This is a genomic window from Endozoicomonas sp. NE40 (assembly GCF_040549045.1).
GTDB lineage: Bacteria > Pseudomonadota > Gammaproteobacteria > Pseudomonadales > Endozoicomonadaceae > Endozoicomonas_A > Endozoicomonas_A lisbonensis.
On sequence record NZ_JBEWTB010000002.1, the window covers coordinates 4,160,492 to 4,176,437 of the forward strand.

General features: G+C 50.8%; 10 protein-coding genes. 4 read left to right on the plus strand and 6 right to left on the minus strand.

Going from position 1 to position 15,946, the window contains the following annotated elements; translation table 11 throughout:
- Positions 1–101 precede the first annotated feature (101 nt).
- From V5J35_RS19880 to V5J35_RS19905, 6 genes are all read right to left on the minus strand, one after another.
- Positions 102–1,898 carry a BatD family protein gene (locus tag V5J35_RS19880; protein ID WP_354008804.1) on the minus strand — a complete coding sequence of 599 codons (1,797 nt, stop codon included), beginning with the start codon at positions 1,896–1,898 and terminating at the stop codon, positions 102–104.
- Positions 1,892–3,724, minus strand: a complete 1,833-nt coding sequence (locus V5J35_RS19885) for a tetratricopeptide repeat protein (RefSeq protein ID WP_354008805.1) — start codon at positions 3,722–3,724, stop codon at positions 1,892–1,894. The genes V5J35_RS19880 and V5J35_RS19885 overlap by 7 nt, the downstream gene beginning before the upstream one ends.
- Positions 3,725–3,726: 2 nt before the next feature.
- A complete protein-coding gene (locus V5J35_RS19890; protein ID WP_354008806.1) occupies positions 3,727–4,770 on the minus strand; it encodes a vWA domain-containing protein in 1,044 nt (347 codons plus the stop codon).
- A complete protein-coding gene (locus V5J35_RS19895) occupies positions 4,763–5,269 on the minus strand; it encodes a DUF4381 domain-containing protein (protein WP_354016481.1) in 507 nt (168 codons plus the stop codon). Before V5J35_RS19895 ends, V5J35_RS19890 begins: the two co-directional genes overlap by 8 nt.
- 6 nt (positions 5,270–5,275) lie before the next feature.
- Positions 5,276–6,223 (minus strand): DUF58 domain-containing protein, encoded by a 948-nt coding sequence (locus V5J35_RS19900; RefSeq protein ID WP_354008808.1) that lies wholly within the window; start codon positions 6,221–6,223, stop codon positions 5,276–5,278.
- A gap of 89 nt (positions 6,224–6,312) precedes the next feature.
- Positions 6,313–7,275 (minus strand): AAA family ATPase, encoded by a 963-nt coding sequence (locus tag V5J35_RS19905; RefSeq protein ID WP_354008809.1) that lies wholly within the window; start codon positions 7,273–7,275, stop codon positions 6,313–6,315.
- A 502-nt stretch (positions 7,276–7,777) separates the two neighbouring features.
- Between V5J35_RS19905 and V5J35_RS19910 the strand changes: the two genes are divergently transcribed.
- The 4 genes from V5J35_RS19910 (at position 7,778) to V5J35_RS19925 (ending at position 15,883) form a co-directional block, all read left to right on the plus strand.
- Positions 7,778–12,619, plus strand: a complete 4,842-nt coding sequence (locus tag V5J35_RS19910) for an NAD-glutamate dehydrogenase (RefSeq protein ID WP_354008810.1) — start codon at positions 7,778–7,780, stop codon at positions 12,617–12,619.
- A gap of 246 nt (positions 12,620–12,865) precedes the next feature.
- A complete protein-coding gene (gene ccmA, locus V5J35_RS19915) occupies positions 12,866–13,555 on the plus strand; it encodes a cytochrome c biogenesis heme-transporting ATPase CcmA (RefSeq protein WP_354008811.1) in 690 nt (229 codons plus the stop codon).
- On the plus strand, positions 13,552–14,262 hold the full coding sequence (ccmB, locus tag V5J35_RS19920; protein ID WP_472924773.1) for a heme exporter protein CcmB: 711 nt from the start codon (positions 13,552–13,554) through the stop codon (positions 14,260–14,262). Before ccmA ends, ccmB begins: the two co-directional genes overlap by 4 nt.
- Positions 14,263–14,368: 106 nt before the next feature.
- Complete coding sequence (locus V5J35_RS19925) at positions 14,369–15,883, plus strand: helix-loop-helix domain-containing protein (RefSeq protein ID WP_354008812.1); 1,515 nt, start codon at positions 14,369–14,371, stop codon at positions 15,881–15,883.
- Positions 15,884–15,946 lie beyond the last annotated feature (63 nt).

Sequence of the window (15,946 nt, forward strand, 5' to 3'; positions counted from 1 at the left end):
TGGGACGAGCGAAGCGATTCCCAACATCGGAGTTCAATGCTATTCACCGTGTTGGGAGTCGCTGTCGCTCGTCCCAACCTACGGAACACACAGCAAACGGGTTAATCTGTAGGGTACAAACCCGGTAACGAGTCATTCTTTTTCGTTTGCTTCAAGTGCTGGTTTCTAAGCTTTTCACATTCGCGCAAAATATCAGGGAAAGGCGCGTCACTCTTGTCGGGCGAGTAAACGGCAGAGTCCATCTGCTGGAACAGGGCTCGAAGTTCAGTGGATCCAAGTTTTGTCAGACAACGTTCTACAGTAGACAGGTGTTGTTCATTGAACAGGCTCTGGCACCAGGTGGTTAATGCCAGCTTCACTTCATTAACGTTTCTCTGCTCACAACCTTCCCGGAACAATTTGAAAGCGTCAGCTTCAGACTGATGTTGTCTGTCTTCCTGCACCGTATCCGTAATAACAGGTATCCGCTGACGTCTGGCAAGAAGCCAGAGAGAGGTGCTGATCAACCACAGCAGTGCAAACAGCCCGGTTAGAAAAGGCCATAAGTAAGCATTACCAGTGGTTGGGGAAGTAGTTTCCATAACCTCTGGAGGTGGGCAGTCAGCAGTTTGAGAGTCGGCTCTGGCTTTGTCGATCGGGGTGGCAGCTGGCAATGCAGGAATGGCTGCTGCATTAGCAGCCGGAAGCACCCTGATGGTTCTGGCTGGCAGCTCCGCCACTTTTTCTTCGTTACTGGTCACATCAAACCAGCTGTAGCGCAGGGCTGGCAGAGTCATGTTGCCGGGCTGGGTAGGTATGATAGCCACTGCGTCCATCCGCTTGCCAATGATGCCGGTATCCGTCGGTGTATCTTCGGTTTTAGACTGATCTGGATAAATATTGGCATTCTGCAATCTTGGTTTGGGAATGGTGGGCAGCTGCGCACTGGTCAGTCCATCGGCTTCAACGGTAATGGTTCGGGTAATGGCGTCCCCCACATGGACCCCGTCGTTCAGGTCCTGGCTCCAGGACTCACTAAGGGACAGGTCAGAAGCCGGTAGCCAGGCTCTGCCGCTATAGCTTGCAGGCTGGGGTTGCACGTTCAGAATGATTTCGGCAGACCTTGCGACAACAGGCTTGCCGTTTGACAGGGAGAACATGCTGCCGAACGGATCATTGCGCTCTGCCATGGTACCGTTGAAGACCAGTTCAGGTATTTCCATCGGGCCGGTTTTCTGCGGGTGGATGGCAAACTTCAACTCGAACACGCCATAGCGTTTACCATCAATGATGGTTTCATACTTTCGGGTGTCACCCAGTTGCTGAACAATTGCGCCCTCAATATTTAGCGGGGATAGACGGCTATCGTCATAAAGGTTAACCCTGTAGAACACTCTTAGTGTGAGAACAACCTGCTGCTGAACATAAACAAATTCATTATCCACTTCTGTGCGCATAAAGACCGGGCTGACGTTGTTGCCGGTGGATGAGTCTTTCTGCACCTGAATCCTGATTGGCTCAGACGAGAGGTTACCCAGCTTCAGGGCTGGAATGGTCAGGTGGCCTTCGTGTTTAGGAGCCAGTGTAACAATCCAGTCAAACCATGATTCTGTTTGCCCGTTGACGATACGAATCTGTCGGTTCTGTCGTGTTGTAACGACTTCGAAATCCTGGTTCAGGGCGGACAGGTCAGGTGACAGGTCCGTGCTTTTATCCGTTCGCAGGGTCAGGTCAAGGGTTTCGTAGGGGGCAATGATGGTTCGATCAACCGTTGCTGTGAATGTGGCAGCCAGAGCTGAGCCAGCAAACATAAACAGAAGCAGAGCCATCAGCGAATTAACAGCCGTCAGCGATCTTGTAGCCATCAGCCGTTTTGTGGTTAATCTGGTTAGTAATTCATAGAGTGCCGACGTCACCATGCCCGCTCCTGTTGTCTGTTTTCCTGCCTGAGTTGTTGCTGGTGCAGAAACTTTCTTCTTAATAATCCCCCGGGGTCATCAGGGATGGTATTCAGCCAGTTTTCCACTGCCTGCTGGTCGGGTGTCTGAGCATCAAGCTCTTCAGCAGGTTGCTCCATCATGGCCTGTTGTTGCTGTTCATCCTCTTCTCTGTCTGCTTGCTGGCTGGCAGAGTGCTGTTCCTGTTGCTGTTGTTCCTGCTTCTGTTCTTCGGTTTGAGCATTCTGTTGTTGAGCGTCCTGTTTTTGTTGCTCCTGCTGCTGACTATTTTTCTGCTCAGATTGCTGCTGCTCAGTTTGTTGCTCGTCAGCCTGCTGATTCTGAGAGTCACGGTTTTCCTGATGTTGTTGGGAACTGTCCTGCGACTGTTGCTGTTCACCTTCAGAGTTTTGCTGATCCTGCTGGTTTTGTTGTTCCTGCTGCTGTTGTTTCAGCTGTTCCAGCAACGCTTTGTTGAACTGGGCGTCGTCCATGTCCGGTTGCAGTTTAAGGGCCTTGTTATAGGCGGCAATAGCATCGTCCAGCTTGCCAGCTTTCGCCAGGGCATTGCCCTGGTTGTAAAAGCCCTGCGCGGTTTCAGACTCACCAAAAAGGTTGGCAGCGTCGTCAAACTGCTGGTTTTGGTAAAGGGCTTCAGCTTTCCAGTCCGGGTCTTTAAACAGTTGTGCGGCTGACTCCGGGTCGTTGTTGTCAAGTGCTGAGGCACCACGCTGGTCTGTGTTTTTCCAGAGTGCTGACCAGTCAACCGCCATAGCCTGTTGTTCAGGCAGGGCGGTGAATAACACAAACAGCACCAGTAACCAGCCTTTACGAAAGCTGATCAGGGCCAGGGGCAGGAGAAGCAGCACCAGCCAGTAACCTGCGTCATGCCATTGGTCAAACTGCCGGTCAACCTTAACCACTGAATCCGAAGCATCGGGTTTAGGTAGCAGGGCTTCGAGGTCACTGTTATCGAGTGACAAGTCCCGGTACTCGCCAGAAACTGCACGGGTAAGTTGCTGCAGCTCTGTTCTGTTCAGTCTCGGTACCAGTATGGCTCCCTGATTGTCTTTCAGGTAGCCTCCCCCGGGAATCGCAATAGGCGCCCCCTGTTCAGAACCAATACCAAGGATTGACAGTTTATGGCCCGACTGTTTTATCCGGGTTTCGATGTCAGCCATTTGATAACCGGGAATACTGTCTGTGATCAACAGGATATCACCATGTTCACTGGCACCTTGGGATAACAGTTTGATAGCCTGTTCAATGCCTCTGAGCGGATTTTGCCCCTGCTCAGGCATAATGTCCGGACTGAGTGCCGGAACCAGGTTTGATAATGTATTGGTGTCGTCTGTTAAAGGGGAAACGGTGTGAGCGCCACCGGCAAAGGCGACGATAGCCGTAAGCCCATCCTGTCGCAGACGAAACAGATCAAGCAGTTTATAACGTAATCGTGTCATCCTGTCCGGTGGCAGGTCGGCAGCGTACTGGTGATAAGACAGGTCTGCCACCACAACCAGAGGGTGCTGGCTTTTGCTGACAGGGGTTGTAACCTTCTGCCAGGTTGGGCCGGCAAGGGCGATACAGGCCAGAATCCAGCCGGTCGTCAGCAGAGCTACTGGCCAGCGCTGCTGTTGGCGGGTTTCGCCATGGATCAGGTGAGCCAGTAACTCGGGCGCAATGACCTTGTTCCAGTTACCCGATGTCTGCTGTTGTCGCCAGACCAGTGTCAGTAGCAACAGGCTGGGCAACAGCATCAGCAACCACATCGGACGCAGAAAATGAAACTGAGAAAAAAATTCTGTCATGCTCAGACTCCTTCCTGCGTTTTGTGTTTAGAGAACCATTCCCGGGGGCGTGTTTGCTGGTGTAATAAAGCGATTAAAAAACTCAAAATCAGAGCCAGCAGCAAAGGCCAGTAATACAGGGCTATGCCGGGGCGAAAACTTTCTTCTTCCTGCTGAACGGGCTCCAGTTCATCCAGTATGTTATAAATCTGTTCCAGCTCTTCCGTGTTTTTTGCACGGAAGTAGCGGCCACCGGTGAGGTTTGCCATTTCGGTCAGAGTTTTTTCATCAAGATCGGCAGAGGGGTTAACCCGGCGCGCCCCGAATGAAGTACCAAAGATACCGGGCTGGACCATCTCTTCAGCGCCCATACCGATGGAATAGATTTTAATGCCTTCCTCTGCCGCCAGTCTGGCAGCCTGCAAAGGCGTGATTTCGCCAGCCGTGTTAGCGCCATCGGTGAGCAGAATCAGTACCCGGCTCTCCTGGGGACGATTACGCAGATGCTTGACGGCCAGGCCCAGTGCATCGCCTATGGCGGTTTTATTGCCCGCCATACCAATAGCAGATTCGTCCATCAGGGTGCCAACGGTTTGCAGATCGAAGGTCAGCGGTGCCTGAAGATAAGCCTGGGTTCCAAAAAGAATCAGCCCTAACCGGTCACCTTTGCGACGCTCGATAAAATCGGTCAGCACATGCTTGGTAACCACCAGTCGGTCAACCGCTACACCGTTGAGTTCCATATCATTGATTTCCATACTGCCGGACAAGTCAACCGCCAGCATGACATCCCGACCGCTGCCCTGAAGCTGGACGGGTTCGCCCAGCCAGACAGGGCGCGCAGCCGCCAGCAGCAGCAGTAGCCAGATAAGAATCGGGAGTATAGATGACCACTGACGTTTTGGTGCGGGATAAGCCTGATTGTCTCCTGCAATGCTGGTCAGATGACGATAGAAAGGCACCTGCAGAGCCGTCCCCCCGGACTGGCTTGCGGGTGTCATAAAACGATAGATCAGATAAGGCAGCGGGATTGCGATAAAGACCCAAGGCCATTGCAGTTCAAGCATGGTGTTTTTTAATCCAGCTTAAGGTGATGGAATGCAGGGCATTCACTGCCACAGTATTCTCTTCTGAAGCGTTCTCTTCTGAAGATCGTTCTTTCCGGTAACGGCTGTCGCCCAGGGCAGCTCCGGCGCCCTGGAGAAAACCTCTGTTACCACTTTTGTCGGCTAGGAACTGTTGCCACTCTTTGCCATGTAACCGGGCAACCGGTTCATCGGGATAGGCCTGAAGAGCCGTTTGCTTCAACAGACGGTTACAGGCGTTGATAAACCGGCGTTCGTCGCCGTGTTGCTGAAACTCTGCCAGAAGCTGATGGCTGGCCCTTGCCGCCTGTCGACGGTAACGGGTTCTGCGAACAGCCTTCAGGGTTAAATAAACGACAGCGGCGATCACCAGCACGGCCAGCAGGCCACCCAGCCACCAGCCTATAGCAGGTGGCCACCAGTTGACGGGATCTGGCAGGTGGTTAGGACGAAGTTGGTCCAGTGGGTTTTGCATCTCCATAACCGGTTAACCCCTCGTTCCCTGTCGGCTTCTGACTGAACCGAAATATTCTGTCAGTTGCGCTGAGGTATCAAGGTCCGTTTGTAACCGGATAAAGGGGATTTTCAGGCTGGAGAACTGCTCTTTCAGATTGCTGGTGTACTGCTCATACTGCTGGCGGTATTTTTGTCTGATTTTTCCCGAACGGGTTTCGATAGTCTGACGGTGGACACCGTTGGTGATGTCGTACCGACCGGGTAGGGGCAGTTCGGCCTCCATCGGGTCCGATACGTGAACCGCCACTAATTCACAATGTCTGGACAACCGGGAGAAATGGCGCAGGGTTTCTTCGTTGTGCTGGGCAAAATCACTGATCACAAAAATATGGCTGCCCGGGTGTGAGACTCTGCGGGCATGGCGCAAAGCTTTAGCCAGATAACCGCCACTGGCTGAAGCAATTGACGCAGGAATGGATTTTGCCTCCAGGGACTGATTGTGTTCACTGGCCTTTTTCAACAGGTGCATGAGTGTCTGTTTCGAACGCTTTGGGCGAATCTCACTGAGTTGTTCTTCGTTGAAGACAACACCGCCAATCCGGTCACCATGGTTCAGTGTTGCCCATGCCAGCAGGCTGCATGCCTCGGCCGCTGTGACCGACTTGAAGTTGAGACGGCTACCAAAGAACAGACTGTGGCTCTGGTCCAGCAGTATCAGAACCGGACGCTCGCGCTCTTCCCGAAACACTTTGGTATGAGGTTTGCTCCGCCTGGCCGTTACCCGCCAGTCGATGGAACGGATATCGTCACCATGCTGATAGGCACGCACTTCTTCAAAGTCGACTCCGCGGCCTTTAAAAGGAGAAATGCCTGTGCCTGCCAGCAGGCTGCGTGAGCGGTTATGCTTAAACAGTGCCAGATCCCTGGCCTTGAAGCGTAATCCAACCAGCTCTTTCAGGTCCGAGTAGGCTCCACTCATTATGCGTTAATACTCCTGCCTTTCGCTCACTACTATTTATTGCCCGGCTTATCTGCCTGACTTGCTTTGCCAGACTTATCTCGCCCGGTTCATGCGACCGGAACCAGATTTAGCAGCTGGTCAATAATCTGGTCAGCATCCTTACCCTCGGCTTCTGCTTCAAAACTTAACAGCAGCCGGTGGCGGAATACATCGTGAACCACGGCCTGAACATCGTCCGGGCTGACAAAGTCTCTGCCTGCGAGCCAGGCATGGGCGCGGGCGCAGCGATCCAGGGCAATGGTTCCACGAGGGCTTGCACCATAGTCCAACCAGCCTGCCAGGCGTTCACCATACAATGATGGGTGCCGGGAGGCGTTGACCAGTTGGACGATATACTCTTCAACCACGGGCTCCATGTGCATGGCCAGCACATTCTGCCGGGCTTCCAGAACGTTTCCCTGGGTCAGCTGTTGCGAGGGTCTGGCAGGCTGCTGTTGCATGGCTTCGCCACGTGCCAGCCGGAGAATCTGCCGTTCTGCGGATATATTCGGGTATTCCACTTTTACATGCATCAGGAAACGGTCAAGCTGTGCTTCCGGCAATGGATAGGTGCCTTCCTGCTCAATGGGGTTCTGGGTTGCCATCACCATAAAAACCCTTGGCAGCGGGTAGGTTTTACGGCCAATACTGACCTGCCGTTCGCCCATAGCCTCAAGCAGGGCTGACTGCACCTTGGCTGGCGCCCGGTTGATTTCATCGGCCAGAACCAGGTTGTGGAATATCGGTCCCGGCTGGAAACGGAAACTGCCGTCTTCGGGGGTATAGATATCAGTGCCGGTAACGTCGGCAGGCAAAAGGTCGGGTGTAAACTGAATGCGGTGGAAGCTGGCTTCAAGCCCTTCTGCCAGAACTTTTATGGCGCGGGTTTTTGCCAGTCCGGGTGCGCCTTCAACCAGCAGGTGACCATCGGCCAGAAGGGTAATCAGCAGGCGGTTGACCAGGTGCTCCTGACCAATAATACAGCTACAGAGGTACTCTTTCAGTTCATTCAGAACGTTTTGTGCAGACATAAATTGTTCTGTCCCAGTTTATTTACCGTAAAAACTTTTTATCACCTAAGTGATAAGAAAATTTCCTTCGCTTATGGCTCTTTGTGCCAATACTGTTCAAAATATTGGCAATAACCAATAAAAGCACTGGTGTTGTGCCGATAGTAGTAATGATCAGGGACGTCCCTGCCCGGCACGGGATTTCTTTTGCAGGCAGCTGACAGCTGTTTACCTAATTGTTTGTAACAAGGGTTCAATACAAGGTAATTCTGCAATAAATGATTCAGACAGACCAGCGGGCGGTTTTAACTGATAGCAAGCAGTTAAGGGGCTTGATCTATCAGGCGAAGCAGGCTGTCTTTTTCTATAGTTCAGTAATATAGGTTCAGTGACCGCAATGGTCTAGTTTATCAGCCGGTTTATAGCCGATGATGGCATAAAACTGACAACTCCCTTGCATAAAGCGGACACTCTGACCCTACTTATTAATCAAGATACCGCTTTTGCCCCCGGAGATGCCAGCATGGGTCAGCGAGACGCTCAGGAGCGTAAGGAAGCCCTGGATAAAATACTGGACGAGTTAGCTCCCCAGATTCCCGCAGAACAATACGACGCCCTTCGACCTTTTGTTTACCAATACTATTCTATGGATACCCGTCAGGACCTGATGGGGCAGAAGCGACGGGACCTGCTGGGTTCAACCCTGTCATTCTGGAAGTTTTTGCAGTATCACGATCCGGAACAGCCCGAAATTGAAGTTCTGAACCCTGATTACCCCCACCACGGCTGGCATTCGACCCATACGGTCATCCGTATTATTCACCGGGATATGCCCTTTCTGGTCGATTCCCTGAGAATGAAGCTGAATGAGCGAGGCGTGGTGATTCATCATCTCAGGAATACGATTCTGCAGTCGCACCGCGATGAGCATTATCAGATGGTGTTTGGCGATAGTGCTAAAGATCGTGTCGAAGCGACTGCCTGCAAGGAAGCCATCATCTATGTAGAAATTGACCGGCAGGAAAAGGATGAAGATCTGGAAGCCCTGCGGGAGCAGATTTATGCGATTATGGAGGATGTCTCCAGGGTTGTTGAGGATTACATTCCGACCTGTGACCGCATCAGGCAGCTGGCTACCACCCTGACCGGTAACCGGGCAAAGGAGGTTCAGGACTTTCTGGGCTGGTTGCTGGATAACAAGTTCACCTTTCTTGGTTACGAAGAGCTGAAGGTGATTGAGCAGTCAGGTAAAAAGCAGATCATACGTCCTTCAGAATCGTTACTGGGGCTGCTGAAAATCAATCATCAGGGCAGTATCGGGCAACTGGACCTTGAGCCTTTTATTGAGCATGATTTCTTTGAGCAGACCGAACCGCTGTCATTCTCCAAGGCCAGTGTTCGTTCAACTGTTCACCGCCCGGCCTACCCCGACTTCATAACCGTGCGGCAGTTTGCCGAGGATGGTTCTGTTGTCGGTGAGGCGAGGATTGTTGGCCTGTATACCTCGCCTGTTTATCGCCAGAGTCCGTTCCGGATTCCTTATATTGCCAGTAAAGTTACCGATATTTTTGAACAGTCCGGTCTGGGGCGTAAAAGCCATCATGGCAAGGACCTTGAACAGATTCTGGAGGTTTTTCCACGGGATGAACTGTTTCAGACGCCCAAAGATGAACTGTTTCAAACCGTCATGGAGATTCTTCGCATTCAGGAGCGCAAGCAGATCAAACTGTTTATCCGACAGGACCTTTACGGCCCTTTCTGTTCGGCCCTGGTGTTTGTACCCAGAGAGGTTTACAGCACTGAGCTGCGCAGGCGCATGGAAACCATCCTCTGTCAGCATCTGCAGTCGGTTGATTCAGAGTTTACAACGTATTTTTCAGAGTCTGTTCTGGCCCGGGTTCATTTCAATTTCAAGCTGCGTAACCGGGTTGAGTTCAGTCAGGAGTCGATCAATGATGAACTCGTTATGGCTGCCAGTTCCTGGGAAGATGAAGTCCGGGCTTCTATTCTGGAGTCCCATGGTGAGGTGAAAGGCAATAAGCTGATCTCTCTCTATGCCAATGGTTTTTCTGCGGCTTACCGGGAGGCTTTTACGCCCGATGCCGCTGCTGTAGATGTTGAGCATTTTCAGCGCATTGATAAAGACAATCCACTGTCCATGGGCTTCTATCAGTCATTAAACGATGCGCCTGACCGGATTCACTTCAAGCTGTATCACTTTGTCGAACCCCTGCCACTGGCTGACCAGATTCCGATTATTGAGAACCTTGGCCTGCGGGTAATTGGTGAATACCCGTTCCTGATTCACAAAAGCAATGAAGAGGTGATCTGGATACACGACTTTTTGCTGAGTTTTCACGATAACGTCAGCACCAATATCCAGAAAGTGGACAGTATCTTCAAGGAAGCGTTTGAGAAAATCTGGTTTGGTGAGGCAGAGAATGACCGGTTTAACCTGTTAGTTCTGGCGGCTGGTATGAACTGGCGTCAGGTGGCTATGCTGCGGGGCTATGCCCGTTATATCAAACAGATCCGGATGGGCTTCAGTCAGACCTATATTGCCGAAACCCTGTGCAATAATATCGAGATTACCCGGCAGCTGCTGGAGCTGTTTGAAGTACGCTTTAACCCGGAACTGGCACTGTCCCGTACCCAGCGTCTGGCCCGGCAGCAGCAGATTCAGCAGTCTATTCTGGAAGCTCTTGATCAGGTAACGGTGCTTAGTGAAGATCGGATTATTCGTCGCTTTCAGACCGTTATTTCTGCGACCTTGAGAACCAACTTCTATCAAATGGATGAAGAAGGTAATCCTAAGTCGTATATTTCATTCAAAATCTCTCCCCGTGATATTCCTGATATCCCCAAACCCATGCCTCTGTACGAAATTTTTGTTTACTCGCCCAGGGTCGAAGGTGTTCACCTGCGCGGGGGCAAGGTGGCACGTGGCGGGTTGCGCTGGTCTGACCGGGTAGAGGACTACCGGACTGAAGTGCTGGGACTGGTAAAAGCCCAGCAGGTGAAAAATGCCCTGATTGTACCTGTTGGTGCCAAGGGCGGTTTTGCGCCCAAGCACATGCCTGTGAACCCAAGCCGTGAAGCGATGATGGAAGAGGGTATCGCCTGCTACCAGATATTTATACGGGCTTTGCTGGATGTGACGGATAATCTGGTGGATAACGAAGTGATTCATCCAGAATCTGTCGTGTATTACGATGACAACGATTCTTATCTGGTGGTTGCAGCGGATAAGGGAACGGCAACCTTTTCCGATATCGCCAATAACATTGCACAAGAATATAATTTCTGGCTGGGGGATGCCTTTGCTTCCGGTGGCAGTGCCGGGTATGACCACAAGAAAATGGGCATTACTGCAAAAGGGGCATGGGTGTCCGTGCAGCGCCACTTCCGTGAAAGGAGTATCAATGTCCAGCAGGATAATGTCACCGTTATCGGGATCGGGGATATGGCAGGTGACGTCTTTGGTAATGGACTATTGTCGTCTGAAACCCTGCAGATGGTGGCCGCGTTTAACCACATGCATATTTTTATTGACCCTAATCCTGACCCTGTCCGCAGTTACCATGAGAGAAGAAGGCTGTTTAATCTGCCAAGGTCAAGCTGGAAGGATTATGACAGCGGCCTGATTTCTGAAGGCGGTGGCCTGTTTTCCCGTAATGCCAAGTCCATTGTGGTCTCTGAACCTATGAAGGAACGGTTTGGAATCAAAGCTAACCGCCTTACCCCGAACGAACTGATTCGTTCGCTGCTGCGTGCGCCGGTTGACCTGATCTGGAACGGCGGTATCGGCACCTACGTTAAAGCCATCAATGAAAGTCATGCCCATGTGGGGGACAAGGCCAATGACCCGTTGCGTATCAACGGTTGCGAACTGAGGGCGAAAGTCGTCGGCGAGGGTGGGAACCTCGGGTTAAGCCAGCTGGGACGCGTTGAGTACGCCTTGCAGGGCGGGGCGCTGAATACGGACTTTATTGATAACTCCGGTGGCGTAGACTGTTCTGACCATGAAGTGAATATCAAGATTCTGCTGAATGATATTGTTTCTAATGGCGATATGACCATGAAGCAGCGCAACCAGCTGCTGGAATCTATGACGGACGATGTTGCACGACTGGTGTTGCTCAATAACTACCGTCAGACGCAGGCCATTACCCAGGCTGAGTCTGAAGCCCGGTACCGGATGGATGAATACAAGCGTTTTATGGATTATCTCGAAAGTGAAGGCAGGCTGGACCGGAATATTGAATACCTGCCAGACAACGAGGCGCTCGCAGAGCGCAGTGCCGCCGGGCAGGGGCTGACCCGGCCTGAGTTGTCGCTGCTGATCTCCTACAGCAAGGCGGAACTGAAAGAAGCCTTGATGGGATCCGATGTCATCAATGAAGATTACCTGTCCAAAGAATTGTTTACCACATTCCCGGCAGTGCTGGTTGAACGGTTTTCTGAGCAGATCAACCATCATCGATTGCGCCGGGAAATCATTGCCACCCAGATTGCCAACCACATGGTGGACATGATGGGCATCACCTATGTCCATCGAGTGCGACAGACAACCGGTGCCAATGCACCGGAAATTGCCAGGGCATTTCTGGTCAGCCGTGATGTCTTTGGTATTCAGGATTATTGGCAACTGATTGAATCGCTGGATTATCAGTTGTCCAGCAGCCTGCAGCAGCAAATGATGGGTTCCATGATCAAACTGGTACGCCGCGCCAGCCGCTGGTTTATCCGGCTGAAGCGTCAGGATCTGGTGGCGGCAGAAACCGTTGAGCAGTACGGGCCACTGATTCAGGAGTTTATTCACTCCTTCGTTGACTATCTGAGCGACACTGAGCATGAAAACCTCAGTGCCAAAGTTGAACAGATGGTGGGTAACCAGATTCCTGAGGATGTTGCCAAGCTGGTCTGTGGTCAGCGCTATCTGCTGAGCTCCCTGCCCATTATTCAGGCTGCCGACCAGACCGGCAAACCCATTGAAAGTGTTGCCAGAATGTTCTTTGCCATTGGCGAGCGGCTCGACCTGAACTGGTACAGCCAGGAGCTGGGAAGTCTGGAAGTTACCAACCACTGGCAGTCGCTGGCACGGGACAGTATTCGCGATGAACTGACCTGGCAACAGCGGGCTCTGACGGTTGCGTTACTGAGTGCAGCTTCGGATACCGGCGATGATCTGGCTCAACAGCTGGATACCTGGATGATGCATCATCATGCCCTGGTTGTTCGCTGGCAGAGTATGCTGGCAGAGATTCGCAATGCCTCCGTATCAGAAATGGCGATGTTTACCGTAGCGAACCGTGAACTGATGGATCTGGCCCAGGCAACGATCCACTCCGCTCAACCTCATTAAACAGGATTAACTGACGGGCTGGTCTTTCCGGGTGGAAGACTGGCTACTCTGTTTGTTTGCGATGTATTCATATCAATTTTCATCTCATTTATAGCGCGACTTTTTGCCCGTAGCCTGTTGATTTGTATCAGGGTATTAACGAATATACTCCCGACTGCCTGTGGTTTTCGGGGAATTTGCCCTGCTGCGAAGTCAGATAGATAAAAACTGCATCTGAATACTGTTTGAAAATAAAAGGATGTCGAGTTGCTTGAACTTGTGAAACTGGGATGTGCAAGGGACGACCGAACCCTCTTCCGTAATCTCTCGGTTAAACTGTCCCCGGGGGAACTGCTACAGATTGAAGGGGCCAACGGTTCAGGCAAGACAACGCTGCTGAGAATTCTGGCCGGGCTGTCCGGTGATTATCAGGGGAAAATAATCTGGAAAGATAAACAACTGTCCAGTGTCTACGCTGATTTTCGTCTGTCGACGTTTTATTTTGGTCATAAACCTGCTGTAAAGGCAGAGCTGACGCCGGTGGAAAATATTGCCTGGCGTGCGAGCCTTCGAAACGAACAGTATTCTCAGCAACAGGTGTTGGAAGCGCTGCAACAGGTCAGTCTGAATGGCTATGAAGATACACCCTGCGGGCAGCTCTCCGCTGGCCAACACCGGCGTGTAGCGCTGGCTGACCTGTTTGTCGGTCAGTCATCGCTCTGGATTCTGGACGAGCCTTTTACGGCCATCGACTTTCATGGGGTAGCCTGGTTGGAAACTCTGTTGGCCAGCCATGTTGCCAGTGGTGGTATGGTCATCATTACCAGCCATCAGAGTTTATCGGAATTGTCGGGCAGCCATCGTACGCTCAGGCTGGATGACTATGTCGTTGAAGATACCATAGAAGATGTCTCTGAAGAGGTCGGGGATCATAAAACCGGGGAGGTGTTCCTGTGAATACTTCCAGAGATACCAAGCAGGCTCCTATGCTGGGTCGACAGGCATTTGTGGGGCTGATCCGGCGAGACCTGGTTCTGGCCTTCCGTACACCCGGCCAAACCCTGAATCCGGTGGCGTTCTATCTGATGGTTGCCAGCCTGTTTCCCATGGGTATTTCCCCGCAAGAGGCGTTATTGTCCCAGCTGGCTGGTGGGGTGGTCTGGATAGGCGCACTGCTGGCCGTGCTGTTGTCACTGGACTCCCTGTTTAAAGGGGATCAGGAAGACGGTTCACTGGAGCAGTTATTATTGTCGCCTCATCCGCTGCCGTTGCTGGTACTGGCTAAAGTCACGGCACACTGGTTAACAACAGGTCTTGCTCTGATTCTTATGGCTCCCCTGCTGGGGTTAATGTTGCATTTGCCAGCCGGGGCCTTTCCTGCACTGATACTAAGCCTGCTGCTGGGTACGCCTTTGATGAGTCTTGCCGGAGGCATTGGTGCAGCCCTTACGGTCAGGGTTCAAAGAGGCGGCGTTCTGTTAACTCTGCTGTCACTGCCGCTCTATACCCCTGTTCTGATTTTTGGTACCGGAGCCATACAGAGTGCCATTGCCGGAATGCCCTACACCGGCCATCTGCTCTGGATGGCGGCGTTGCTGGTTTTTGGATTATGCCTGGCTCCGCTGGCTATTGCGGGAGCCTTGAGGGTTGTGGCTGATGGCTGATTGATGGGAAAGATCATTAAATAGTGGTGGCAGTAAAGTCTGGCGCAACTTTTAATGAAAGAGATTGTCTTATGTTGACAGATATTAATTCATGGAGATATAAGCAATGGATAGAGCACCGGGTTTTGGAGGCTGGCCTCTGTTTACGCCTGAAACGAGTACAACTCAATCGAGAGCGGCTGCCGGGAGTGTTGGTACTAACCCTGTTGAAGGCAGAAAAACCTTTTGGGGCCGTACAACCGGAGTTATCAACAGTCCTTGCCCTATCGCAAGAACTGAAAGAGATAGGAATAGGGGAGAGGCTGACCTTTATCAAGAATTAAAAAAGCAGTTGCCCTCAGAGACTCATAATATGAAAAGCAAAAAAGATATTTTGAGCAAAGCTATCCAATATATTTCAGATTATAATTGTCAGGCTGCTAAGAATACTAATATTGTACCCATCTCATTAAAGCGCATAGGCCAGGAAAGACCAGAATTGCCTAATGTCTATTCAGGAAAAAGTACTGATCAAGAATATGAAATGATAAGAAAGCAAGGAATTAATTCTAAACTTAATGAGCTGGATCGACAGGTGCTTATTTGGGAAGGTAATGATTGCTACCCGCAAACAGAAACTAAAAAATCATTGCTTGAGAGGGCAGCCTCTTGTGTTTCTTTCATCAATAGCAGAAGGGATCAATGTCCAACACTTTTTGGCTCATCAATGGCCACTTCGTTTAATGACGGCCCAGAACCTATTATTGATAAGATCACTATTAATCCAATTGTACCCACGAGATATTATCTCACAAGGGAGATAAGTTCAGACTCCACAACAGCTAGCTTTTCCTCGGAAAACTCGGTTGGCTCTGATTCCTCGAATGAAACACAGGTTGTTTATGAAGCACAACGATCATCCAACTTGATACCAGCTATCACTGATTGTCAGATAGAGGATGAAGATGTGAGTTGTCGTTTCACACATAATGTGAAGGAGAGGAAGCGGCGTGTAGAAATAAGTAATCTTATTACTAGCTTAAACGAAATGCTTCCTGATACTGATGGTTCTAATAAGGCGACAAAAAACGGTACATTAAAAAAAGCTGCTGAATATATCTCAAAATACAATACAGATAATGGTAAAGTTCATCATCTGATACCATCCAACATAAATCGCCTTAGCAATACAAAGAAGGATGAAAGCACTGTTGGTATGGAAAGAAAAAACCAGACAAGAAGGGAAAGGCGAACACAGACTGAAAGGCAAAGGCGAGAAAATATAAATGATAACTTTTGCCGTTTGGATCGTGAACTTCTTGTTTGGGAAGGTGCCAGCAGATATGACTCAAAAACCAGCAAAAAGTCTGTTCTTGAGCGGGCTATTAATTGTGTTTCGGAGATTAAAAATTCGAAGAGCAGGATGGGAGTCTCCAGCCATCCGGTTTTATTCACTCACCAGCCTGGTCGTCTGAATACAGCAGGTGCTGGATTTAATGCTAGCGTCGGATCCTTTGGTTTCGATAATAACCAGCCCTTAGTTTCGGGGATTGCAACAGGTGGCAACCAGCCTGTTAGATCTGTGGTAGTCACTGGGTACACGCTGCCAATTCTAAACGTAGTCGATTCTGATTTTTTATAAGGTTGTTTTTTCATAAGCCCCCGGTTCTGTGATTTCTTAGGGGCTCAGTGATTATTACTCAAT

Coding starts and splice junctions, on each gene's coding strand:
- V5J35_RS19880 (WP_354008804.1), bottom strand. CDS start 1,898: ATGGTGACGTCGGCACTCTATGAATTACTAACCAGATTAACCACAAAA.
- V5J35_RS19885 (WP_354008805.1), bottom strand. CDS start 3,724: ATGACAGAATTTTTTTCTCAGTTTCATTTTCTGCGTCCGATGTGGTTG.
- V5J35_RS19890 (WP_354008806.1), bottom strand. CDS start 4,770: ATGCTTGAACTGCAATGGCCTTGGGTCTTTATCGCAATCCCGCTGCCT.
- V5J35_RS19895 (WP_354016481.1), bottom strand. CDS start 5,269: ATGGAGATGCAAAACCCACTGGACCAACTTCGTCCTAACCACCTGCCA.
- V5J35_RS19900 (WP_354008808.1), bottom strand. CDS start 6,223: ATGAGTGGAGCCTACTCGGACCTGAAAGAGCTGGTTGGATTACGCTTC.
- V5J35_RS19905 (WP_354008809.1), bottom strand. CDS start 7,275: ATGTCTGCACAAAACGTTCTGAATGAACTGAAAGAGTACCTCTGTAGC.
- V5J35_RS19910 (WP_354008810.1), top strand. CDS start 7,778: ATGGGTCAGCGAGACGCTCAGGAGCGTAAGGAAGCCCTGGATAAAATA.
- V5J35_RS19925 (WP_354008812.1), top strand. CDS start 14,369: ATGGATAGAGCACCGGGTTTTGGAGGCTGGCCTCTGTTTACGCCTGAA.